Annotated in this window: 6 protein-coding genes and 1 pseudogene; 5 read left to right on the forward strand and 2 right to left on the reverse strand. The window is 67.7% G+C overall.

The window, feature by feature from the left end:
- The 4 genes from ACFE7U_RS13725 to ACFE7U_RS13740 form a co-directional block, all read left to right on the forward strand.
- Positions 1-246 (forward strand): ArsR/SmtB family transcription factor (locus ACFE7U_RS13725; protein WP_375410283.1); only part of this gene is annotated, 246 nt, incomplete at its 5' end.
- Entirely contained in the window at positions 246-671 is a 426-nt protein-coding gene (gene arsC / locus ACFE7U_RS13730; RefSeq protein WP_375410298.1) for an arsenate reductase (glutaredoxin), read from the forward strand. The genes ACFE7U_RS13725 and arsC, both read left to right, overlap by 1 nt.
- Positions 672-710: 39 nt before the next feature.
- Positions 711-2,024: an arsenic transporter gene (locus ACFE7U_RS13735; protein ID WP_375410284.1), complete on the forward strand. Its 1,314-nt coding sequence runs from the start codon at positions 711-713 to the stop codon at positions 2,022-2,024.
- Between the two features lie 8 nt (positions 2,025-2,032).
- Complete coding sequence (locus tag ACFE7U_RS13740) at positions 2,033-3,196, forward strand: MFS transporter (RefSeq protein ID WP_375410285.1); 1,164 nt, start codon at positions 2,033-2,035, stop codon at positions 3,194-3,196.
- 40 nt (positions 3,197-3,236) lie between these two features.
- Here the strand turns inward: ACFE7U_RS13740 and ACFE7U_RS13745 are convergent, their stop codons facing one another.
- Positions 3,237-3,482, reverse strand: coding sequence for a hypothetical protein (locus ACFE7U_RS13745; protein ID WP_375410286.1), 246 nt, complete (start codon positions 3,480-3,482; stop codon positions 3,237-3,239).
- Between the two features lie 428 nt (positions 3,483-3,910).
- Between ACFE7U_RS13745 and ACFE7U_RS13750 the strand changes: the two genes are divergently transcribed.
- Complete coding sequence (locus ACFE7U_RS13750) at positions 3,911-4,798, forward strand: hypothetical protein (protein WP_375410287.1); 888 nt, start codon at positions 3,911-3,913, stop codon at positions 4,796-4,798.
- Positions 4,799-4,820: 22 nt separating this feature from the next.
- On the opposite strand, the pseudogene ACFE7U_RS13755 reads toward ACFE7U_RS13750, so the two are convergent.
- A pseudogene (locus ACFE7U_RS13755) lies at positions 4,821-5,015 on the reverse strand (ABC transporter); the annotation flags it as partial.

Consider the following 5,015-nt stretch of genomic DNA (forward strand, 5'->3'; position numbering starts at 1 on the left):
ATACTCGCCGGGGAGATCGGGGTGTCCACGTCCAATATCTCGTTCCACCTCAAGGAGCTGGAGCATGCCGGCTTGATCGCATCCCGGCGCGAGGGCCGTTCGATCATCTACGGTGCGGTCTATCCGGCCTTGTCCGGCCTGATCGACTTCCTGATGAACGATTGCTGCCGCGGCCGTCCGGAGGTCTGCAACCCGGCACTGACGGCGTTCGACGCCTGCACTGCGTCCACAAGGGATCCAACGTGATCGATGTCGTCATCTACCACAACCCAGCCTGCGGGACCTCACGCAACACCCTTGCGCTGATCCACAATGCCGGGATCGAGCCGCACGTGATCGACTATCTTAAGACCCCGCCGACGCGGGACATGCTGCGCCAGCTCGCGGTGCGGGCAGGCCTCACGATCCGCGATCTCCTGCGCGAGAAGGGCACGCCCTACGCCGAGCTCGGCCTCGGCGATCCCTCGCTCACCGACGACCGGCTCCTCGACGCCATGGCCGAGCATCCGGTCCTGATGAACCGGCCGCTCGTGGTCAGCCCCAAGGGTGTCGCCCTGTGCCGTCCGTCCGAGGCGGTACTGGACCTGCTACCGCCCCAGCAGGGCGAGTTCGTCAAGGAGGACGGCGAGCGCGTCGTCGACGGGCACGGCCGGCGCATCGGCACCGCCTGACCTTTCCGCTTCACCGCAAAAAGAAAAAGAAAACGCTCGATGCTCGCGTTCGCCATCTTCGCCGTGACCCTCGTCTTCGTCATCTGGCAGCCGAAGGGACTCGGGATCGGGTGGAGCGCGTTGGCCGGGGCCGGGGTAGCGCTGGCGACGGGGGTCATCACCCCCGGCGACGTCCCGGTCGTGTGGGGAATCGTCTGGGACGCGACCTTCACCTTCGTCGCGCTGATCGTCATTTCGCTCCTCCTCGACGAAGCCGGCTTCTTCCACTGGGCCGCGCTCCACATCGGGCGTTGGAGCGGTGGGAGGGGCCGGCTTCTGTTCCCGCTGGTGATCCTGCTGGGCGCGGCGATGACGGCCTTTTTTGCCAATGACGGGGCGATCCTGCTGCTGACGCCGATCGTACTCGCGATCCTGGTTCGCCTCGACTTCAAGCCGGCGGCCTCCATGGCCTTCATCGTGGCCTGCGGCTTCGTAGCCGATTCGACCAGCCTGCCGCTGGTGATCTCGAACCTCGTCAACATCGTCAGCGCCAACCTCTTTTCCATCTCGTTCAGCCGTTATGCCGCCGTGATGGTTCCGGTGAACCTCGTCTCGCTCGCGGCAACGCTGGCAGTGCTGTGGCTCTACTACCGGCGCGACCTGCCGCTCTCCTATTCGGTCGCGGACCTGGAGGCGCCGCGTACGGCGATCCGCGACGGGCTCGTGTTCAAGGCAGCTTTCCCGGTTCTGGCGGTCATGCTGGCTGCCTATTTCATCACCGCGCCGCTGGGCGTGCACGTCTCGGTCGTGACGGGGGCCGGCGCGGCGCTCCTGCTCGCCCTGGCAGGGCGCTGGTACTCGGGTGGCCGGGGCCGCGTCATCCCCATCGCGAAGGTCCTGATCGGCGCGCCCTGGCAGATCGTGCTGTTCAGCCTCGGCATGTACCTCGTGGTGTACGGCCTCAAGAATGCCGGGCTCACCGACACCCTCGCGCAGGGTCTCGCCTGGCTCGGCGGCCATGGACCGGCGGTGGCGGCCATCGGCACCGGATTCGCTGCCGCCATCCTGTCGTCGGTGATGAACAACATGCCGAGCGTCCTCATCGGAGCGCTGGCCATTCAGCAGGCCCCCGACCTGCCGCCACTGACGCGCGAGCTGATGGTCTACGCCAACGTGATCGGCTGCGATCTCGGCCCGAAATTCACGCCGATCGGCAGCTTGGCGACCCTGCTCTGGCTGCATGTCCTCGCCGCCAAGGGGCAGCGCATCACCTGGGGCGCGTATATGAAGGTCGGCCTCGTCATCACGCCGCCGGTCCTGCTGGCGGCCCTAGCGGCCCTCGCGATCTGGCTGCCGTTTCTCGGACCGCAATAGAGTTGGCGATGGAGCAGGAACGACGCTGGCCCGTGATCTCGGCGCTCGGCGTCGTGCAGATTTTGTCCTGGGGCTCGTCCTTCTACCTGCTCGGTGTCCTGGCGGCGCCGATCGCGCAGGAGACGGGCTGGCCGCTGTCGTGGATCGTCGGCGGCCTGTCGGCCGGACTTCTCGTGGCCGGACTGGTGTCGCCCAGAGTCGGGCGCACCATCGCGCAGCATGGCGGACGGCCGGTCCTGGCCTTCTCGGCCTTGGTCATGGCGCTCGGGCTCGGCGTGCTCGCCAGCGCCCCCAACCTGCCGGTGTTCCTCGCCGCCTGGCTGCTCATCGGCCTCGGCATGGGCACGGGCCTCTATGATCCCGCCTTCGCCACCCTCGGGCGGCTCTACGGTGCGCAGGCCCGATCCGCCATCGCGACGCTGACCCTGTGGGGCGGCTTTGCCAGCACCGCGAGCTGGCCGTTCTCGGCGCTCCTCGTCGACAAGGTCGGCTGGCGCGGGACCTGCCTCGCCTACGCGGCGCTCCAGATCACTGTGTCGCTGCCGCTGATCCTCCGGCTGATTCCGGCCTTTCGGGCCGAAGCGCCCATCGATCTAACGCCCAAGATCGGCCGCCCCGTCCTCAGCCCGCGCGAGCGACGGGCCTTCTTCGCCATGGCGGCGATCCTGGTTCTGGGCGGGACGGTGATGACGATGATCTCCGTTCATCTCCTCACCCTGCTGCAAGCCCGGGCCGTACCGTTGGCCTCGGCGGTGGCGTTCGGAGCACTGATCGGCCCGTCTCAGGTGGCCGCGCGGGTGATCGAGATGACGGGCAGAGGACGGCATCATCCACTATGGACGCTGACGGCCGCGATGGCCCTTGTCGCCCTCGGCGTCGGGCTGCTCGCCCTCGACCTGCCGGTCGTCGGCTTGGCGCTCGTCCTGTACGGTGCCGGCAATGGCATCTACTCGATCGCGCGCGGAACGGTGCCGCTGTCGCTGTTCGGGCCGGAGCGCTACGCACCCCTGCTCGGTCTGCTCGCCCGCCCTGGATTGATGGCGCAAGCGGCCGCTCCGCTGCTCGGCGCCTTCGTCCTCACGCATGGTGGCGCCGAGGCCTTGTTCGCCCTGCTGGCGACGCTCGCGCTCGCGAATGTCGCCCTTGTCGGCGCGCTCTGGCGGTATCGCTAGAGCGGAGCCGCTCGATCCGGGCCATTGCGAGGCTGGATGCTTAGCACTCGTAGGGGATGAGACGCGAATGGCGTCCGACATCCGGACGGTAGCAGATGCGCGGCTTGCCGACGGGAGCGCGGACCGCTTCGTGACGATGCCGCAGGCTACCGTCGGGAGCGACGTTGCGATGGGTCCGATCGCCTACGCCACAGTTCCAGCACGGTTCGGCGACGGCCGGAACGGCGAGGCCGATGAGAAGGCAGGCGGCGCTCGCGGTGCGGGCCAGGGTCATGTCCAGGATCATGGCAGAAAATCCCCGTGATGGTTGCTGTCCATCCATGTGTGGCTCCCCACCGCCGAAGACACCACCGATGCGAGCGGCAGCGTCCATTTCTCCCAGTCCGTCTGAGGGACGACCTCTGCCGCGCGCCCGACGATGCGACCAAGAATCGACCGGTTCGGCGCGGGCGGGGCGGTCCGCTTCCTCGGAACGCGTTGCCTGCCGCATCGCGGCAGGTTTCGTTGCCGATAGAATCGGATCGGCTTTGCGAACGGCATCGATCTGTATCATACTGCTCGTCATGCCTTCGTCAGGATCGATAAGCCATGGGACGGGCCGGACTTCTCATTTTATGCAGTCTGTTATTGATTTCTCCATGTCTTTCGGCTGAGGAATACTCTTTCGACCGCTATCTTTCGGATCGCTCCGGTTGCTCGGCCCACCGTCAGATCTTGGACAAGCGCCTGAAGGAGGTGCGGTCCGATGTCATGGCGGCGGCCAAGGCCGGTGATGCCCAGGGGATCGACCTGTTCGGACGGCGCGCTGCGGATTGGAGTGAGCGCGACGTCCAGACCGTCCTGGCCGCGTTCAGGCGGTGTGAGGAACGGATCGTCCGCACGAGCCTCGACGGGCGGGATCAGCAGAGCAGGAACGCGACGATCCGAGATTACGAGGTCGTCATCGCGCGGGAAGCAGCGCGAATCGAGGAGACCTTGCGCGAGATCATCGCGGCGGACCGCGGCAACTCGGTGCGCCCCGGCGCGGAGACGTCGGGAGAACGACGTGCCGGACGCGGCGATGCTCCCCCCGACCGATGGAACCGTGGCGGCGCGCAGCCTCCCGCTGCCGAGACGGAGCAGGACTCTGCCCGCCTACGCGGTCTCGCCGACCGAGCGGACCAGTCCGATCTCGAGCGGACACGCCGGGCGGAGATCCAGGCGGGCCGGCTGGAGGAAGCGCGGCGGGTGGCTCGCGACCGCGAGCACGATCGCATGAGGGCCGAGATGTCCCCGGCCAGACGGCAATCCGGCGCCGAGTCGGCGGAGCGGACGGGCGAGCCAGGCGCCGCCGGATCCTTCGCCTACGCGCCGAGGCCGGTCGTCGACCGCATCAACTGCGTGGTGACGCGCGAAGCGTTCGATCAGGTGCAGCGGGGCATGCCCCTGACCCGGGTCGAGGCCGTGATCGGCTGTCGCGGAACCCTGACCACGACCACGAATTCCGCCGATCTCGGCAAGATCGAGGTCCATCTCTGGGACGACAGGAAGACGAGCGGCACCATCACGGTGCACTTCCTGAACGACCTCGTCTACAGCAAGAGCCAAGTCGGCCTAAACTGATCCGTCCCCGATCGCCGGCCCCCTACTCCGCCGCCGGCCTGCGCTCCTCCTCCCGCGCATCGGTGAATTGCAGCGCGGCGAGCTGGGCGTAGAGGCCGGGTTTCACCAGCAGGCTGTCGTGGGTGCCCTGCTCGACGATGCGGCCACCGTCGAGGACGAGGATGCGGTCGGCGGCGCGGATCGTCGCGAGGCGGTGGGCGATGACGATGGTGGTGCG

The sequence above is a fragment of the uncultured Methylobacterium sp. genome (genome assembly GCF_964251405.1).
Lineage (GTDB): Bacteria > Pseudomonadota > Alphaproteobacteria > Rhizobiales > Beijerinckiaceae > Methylobacterium.

Coding starts and splice junctions, on each gene's coding strand:
- ACFE7U_RS13735 (WP_375410284.1), top strand. CDS start 711: ATGCTCGCGTTCGCCATCTTCGCCGTGACCCTCGTCTTCGTCATCTGG.
- ACFE7U_RS13740 (WP_375410285.1), top strand. CDS start 2,033: ATGGAGCAGGAACGACGCTGGCCCGTGATCTCGGCGCTCGGCGTCGTG.
- ACFE7U_RS13745 (WP_375410286.1), bottom strand. CDS start 3,482: ATGATCCTGGACATGACCCTGGCCCGCACCGCGAGCGCCGCCTGCCTT.